Origin of the sequence: Streptomyces hirsutus (genome assembly GCF_001418415.1) — a bacterium.
GTDB lineage: Bacteria > Actinomycetota > Actinomycetes > Streptomycetales > Streptomycetaceae > Streptomyces > Streptomyces hirsutus.
This window is the reverse complement of sequence record NZ_LIQT01000156.1, coordinates 1-4,879: the sequence shown is the minus strand read 5'-3', so window position 1 is coordinate 4,879 and position 4,879 is coordinate 1. Positions and strand designations below refer to the sequence as shown.

Here is a 4,879-nt window from a genome sequence, read left to right as displayed (position 1 = left end):
GCCCCCTCGGGGGCCTCTTTCGCGTTGCGGGCCGGCCGCTCACCCGGCCGGCCACTCGCCCCGCCGCCGGCGCCGCGCACGTCACGGCACCGGTCCGAAGCCGTCGGGCGCTACGACGACGCGCGCGCCACCAGCTCCGTGGCCAGCACCACCTGGCGCCGGTCCAGCTCCCGGGAGGCGGGCGGGCGGCGGTCGGCGACCTCGGCGAGGAGGAGGTCGATCATGCTGCGGCCCATCTCCTCGATGGGCTGGCGCACGCTGGTCAGCGGCGGGTCCATGTGGCGGGCGATGGCGGAGTCGTCGTAGCCGACCAGGGCCACGTCCTCGGGGATGCGGCGGCCCGCCTCCCGCAGCGCGTGCCGGGCACCGGCGGCGGTCACGTCGGAGGCGGCGAAGACCGCGTCCAGGTCCGGGCGGCGCTCCAGCAGCGCCGCCATCGCACCCCGGCCGCCCTCCTCGGAGAAGTCGCCGGCCTCGATCATCAGCTCGTCCTCGGGATGGCCCGCGTCACGCAGGGCGTCGCGGTAGCCGTCCACGCGCCGCTGCGCGCCGTACACGTCGAGGCGGCCGGTGATGTGGGCGATGCGGCGCCGGCCCCGGCCGATGAGGTGCTCGACGGCCTGCCGGGCACCGCCGTAGTTGTCGGAGTCGACCGAGGTCAGCGTCTCCGCGGCCGACCGGGGGCCGCTGATCACCGCCGGGATCTCCAGCTGGGCGAGCATGTCGGGCAGCGGGTCGTCGGCGTGCACGGAGACCAGCAGCACACCGTCCACCCGGTGCGCGGCCAGGTAGTCGGCGAGGCGCTGCCGCTCCCGGTCGCTGCCCGCGAAGATCAGCAGCAGCTGCATCTCGGTGTCGGAGAGCGCCGCCCCCACCCCGCGCAGCATGTCCGAGAAGTACGGTTCGGCGAAGAACCGGGTCTCCGGCTCGGGCACGACCAGCGCGATCGCGTCGGTACGGTTGGCGGCCAGCGCGCGGGCGGCCGTGTTCGGGACGTAACCGAGCTCCGCGACGGCGGCCTCCACGGCGGCGCGGGTGGCGTCGCTCACCCGGGGCGAACCGTTGATCACCCGGGAGACCGTGCCCCGGCCGACACCGGCGCGCGCCGCCACCTCTTCGAGGGTGGGGCGACCGCCCCCGCGGCCCCGCACTCCGTGGCTTGCCATGTACGCCCCGCTTTCCGTCGCATGTCACGCTGGTCTGGAATCTAACAGCCCTGCACACGGCGGCGGCCTCCGGCAGGAGTACCGTCCGGGCCGGCACATCCATCGGCAACGTCCGGGTGTCCAGTTAACAGCCCGATAACTGAACGCAGTTCTCCTCGTCCGCTCCCTTGACACCCCCGCCGGGACCCGCAACCCTTCAACACATCACTTGTGGGAGCGCTCCCACAGTACCTGACACATACACAACCCGCACGTTCCCCGCCCGAGCCGCAGCATGCAACAAACGGGCCCAACAACGCCGTTGGCCGGGGGGTCGGCACGTCAGGGCAACAGGAGGACCCAATGCGAGCACGTACCCTCCCCCTCTCTCGGCAGCGCACGGACGGGGGGAAGCTCTTCACCCGCAAGGCACTGGCCGTCGCGGCCGTGGTGTCGCTGGGCACGGGGCTGCTGGCCGGCTGTGCCGACGACGGTGGAGACGATGGCTCCGACTCCTCGTCGGGCGGCAAGGGCAAGACGACGGTCACGCTGGGCCTGTTCGGCACCTTCGGCTTCAAGGAGGCCGGTCTCTACGCCGAGTACGAGAAGCTGAACCCGGACATCAAGATCGCCGAGAACGTCGTCGAGCGCAACGAGAACTACTACCCGGCGCTGCTCAACCACCTCACCACCAACAGCGGTCTGCAGGACGTCCAGGCCGTCGAAGTCGGCAACATCGCCGAGATCGTGGAGACCCAGGCCGGCAAGCTCGAGGACCTCTCCAAGGCCGAGGGCGTGAACAAGAGCGACTGGCTCGACTGGAAGTGGAAGCAGGCCACCACCAAGGACGGCCAGACCGTCGGCCTGGGCACCGACATCGGCCCGATGGCGATCTGCTACCGCAAGGACCTGTTCGAGAAGGCGGGCCTGCCCACCGACCGCGAAGAGGTCGGCAAGCTGTGGGCCGGCGACTGGGCCAAGCTGATCGAGGTCGGTGAGGACTACCAGAAGAAGGCGCCCAAGGGCACCACCTTCTTCGACTCCCCCGGCGGTCTGATGAGCGCCGTCCTCAGCAGCGAGAAGGAGCGGTTCTACGACTCCTCCGGCGAGGTCGTCTACAAGACCAACCCCGCCGTCAAGAAGGCCTTCGACATGACCGCGAAGGCCGCCGAGGACGGGCTGGTCGGCGCCCAGACGCAGTTCCAGCCCTCGTGGGACCAGACGATCGCCAACAACAAGTTCGCCGCGATGTCCTGCCCGCCCTGGATGCTCGGCTACATCAAGGGCAAGTCCCAGCCGGACGCCGCGGGCAAGTGGGACGTGGCCCTGCCCCCCAAGGCCGGCAACTGGGGCGGCTCCTTCCTGAGCGTGCCCAAGAGCGCCAAGAACGTCGACGAGGCCAAGAAGCTCGTCGCCTGGCTGACCGCGCCCGAGCAGCAGGTGAAGCTGTTCAAGGTGCAGGGCAGCTTCCCGAGCGCCCAGACCACCTTCGACAGCCCCGAAGTGACCGGCGCGGTGAACGACATGACCGGCGACGCCCCGATCGGTGAGGTCTTCGCCGAGGCCGCCAAGCAGATCCCGGTCCAGGTCATCGGCCCGAAGGACCAGATCATCTCGCAGGGCCTGGCGGACAACGGCGTCATTCTGGTGACCAAGGGCAAGTCGCCGAAGGAAGCCTGGGAGACGGCCGTCAAGACCATCGACAACAACCTGGACAAGTGACCCGAATGTCCACCCGCCACGACACCGCCGCGTCCCCCGTCAAGGGGGGCGCGGCCCCGGGCCGCCCGCCCGGGAGCACCACGCCCGAGGGCAAGGAGGAGCGGCGGCGGCAGAAGCTGTCCCGCCGCTGGCAGCGGGACATGCGGTGGAGCCCGTACGCCTTCGTCTCCCCGTTCTTCCTGCTGTTCCTCGCCTTCGGCCTGTTCCCGCTGGTCTACACCGGCTGGGCCTCGCTGCACCAGGTGGAGCTGACCGCCCCGACCGACATGAGCTGGGTGGGGCTGCGCAACTACACCCGGATCTTCGACGACGACTTCTTCTGGAACGCGGCGCAGAACACCCTGACCATCGGCATCATCTCGACCGTCCCGCAGCTGCTGATGGCGATGGGCATCGCCCACATCCTCAACTACAAGCTGCGCGCCTCGACCTTCTACCGGGTCGCGATGCTCGCCCCGTACGCCACCTCGATCGCCGCCGCCTCCCTGGTGTTCGTGCTGCTCTTCGGGCGTGACTACGGGATGATCAACTGGGCGCTGGACCTCGTCGGGATCGACCCGGTCGCCTGGCAGGACGACAAGTGGCCCGGGCAGTTCGCCGTCTCGACGATCATCATCTGGCGCTGGACCGGTTACAACGCGCTGATCTACCTGGCCGCGATGCAGGCGATCCCGCAGGACCTGTACGAGTCGGCGGCGCTGGACGGCGCCAGCCGCTGGCAGCAGTTCCTGCACGTGACGCTGCCGTCGCTGCGCCCGACGATCCTGTTCACGGTGGTCGTCTCCACGATCGGCGCCAGCCAGGTCTTCGGCGAGCCGCTGCTGTTCGACCCCAACAAGGGCGCCTCCGGCGGTGCGGAGCACCAGTTCCAGACGCTCGGCCTGTACCTGTACGAACAGGGCTGGATCAACCAGCACCTGGGCCGCGCCTCGGCGATCGCCTGGATGATGTTCCTGATCCTGATCGTCATCGGCATCATCAACTACGTCATCTCGCGCCGGCTGCGCGCCAGCAGTTAAGGAGTTGTGGCCGTGACGACAACTGTGACGCCCCCCGAGACCACCCCCGCCAAGGAGCAGAAACGCTCCCGTCTGCCGAAGTCCGCGCGGGCCGGCGGCACCCTGCACGGCGGCCCCGTCGCGTACGCGATCCTGATCGTGTTCACGATCGTCTCGCTGTTCCCGCTGGTGTGGACCGCGATCGCCGCCTCCCGGGACACCCAGCGCCTGGCTCAGACCCCGCCGCCGTTCTGGTTCGGCTCGAACCTGTTCAAGAACCTGGAGTCGGCCTGGACCGACGCCAACCTCGGTGAGGCCTTCCTCAACACCACGATCGTGGCAGGCATCTCGGCGCTCACCGTCGTCGTCCTGTCGACGATCGCCGGGTTCGCCTTCGCCAAGCTGCGCTTCAGGGGCCGCGGCGCGCTGATGCTGCTCGTGATCGGCACGATGATGGTGCCGCCGCAGCTCAGCATCATCCCGCTGTACATGATGGTCGCCAAGCTGGACTGGACCGACCAGCTGCAGGCGGTCATCTTCCCGTCGCTGGTGAGCGCGTTCGGCGTGTTCTTCATGCGGCAGTACCTGATCCAGGCGCTGCCGGACGAGATCATCGAGGCCGCCAGGGTCGACGGCGCGAGCAGTTGGCGCGTGGTCTGGCACGTGGTGTTCCCGGCGGCGCGGCCGGCGATGGCCGTGCTGGGCATGCTGATCTTCGTGCAGACCTGGAACGACTTCCTGTGGCCGTTCCTCGTGCTGACCCAGTCCGGCAACCCGACCGTGCAGGTCGCGGTCGCGGGCCTCGGCCGCGGCTTCACCCCGGACCAGTCCCTGATCATGGCGGGCGCGCTGCTGGGCACCCTGCCGCTGCTGCTGGTCTTCGCGATCTTCGGCAAGCAGATCGTGGGCGGGATCATGCAGGGCGCGGTCAAGGGCTGACGCGCGCATCCCCTCCGCCTGCATCCCTTTCCAGGGGCCGGGTCACCGACGCCTCGGCCCCTGGAAAGGGATGCA

4 protein-coding genes are annotated in these 4,879 nt (G+C 69.4%); 3 read left to right on the top strand and 1 reads right to left on the bottom strand.

What is annotated here, in order from left to right; genetic code table 11:
• Nucleotides 1–110 precede the first annotated feature (110 nt).
• Complete coding sequence (locus AOK11_RS12460) at nucleotides 111–1,166, bottom strand: LacI family DNA-binding transcriptional regulator (RefSeq protein ID WP_055593746.1); 1,056 nt, start codon at nucleotides 1,164–1,166, stop codon at nucleotides 111–113.
• A 342-nt stretch (nucleotides 1,167–1,508) separates the two neighbouring features.
• Here AOK11_RS12460 and AOK11_RS12455 point away from each other — a divergent pair, with 342 nt between their 5' ends.
• The 3 genes from AOK11_RS12455 to AOK11_RS12445 are packed head-to-tail and all read left to right on the top strand — an operon-like array spanning nucleotide 1,509 to nucleotide 4,804.
• Nucleotides 1,509–2,867, top strand: coding sequence for an ABC transporter substrate-binding protein (locus tag AOK11_RS12455; protein ID WP_055593745.1), 1,359 nt, complete (start codon nucleotides 1,509–1,511; stop codon nucleotides 2,865–2,867).
• A gap of 5 nt (nucleotides 2,868–2,872) precedes the next feature.
• Nucleotides 2,873–3,886: a carbohydrate ABC transporter permease gene (locus AOK11_RS12450; RefSeq protein WP_055593744.1), complete on the top strand. Its 1,014-nt coding sequence runs from the start codon at nucleotides 2,873–2,875 to the stop codon at nucleotides 3,884–3,886.
• A gap of 12 nt (nucleotides 3,887–3,898) precedes the next feature.
• On the top strand, nucleotides 3,899–4,804 hold the full coding sequence (locus AOK11_RS12445) for a carbohydrate ABC transporter permease (protein WP_055593747.1): 906 nt from the start codon (nucleotides 3,899–3,901) through the stop codon (nucleotides 4,802–4,804).
• The last annotated feature ends 75 nt before the right edge of the window (nucleotides 4,805–4,879 follow it).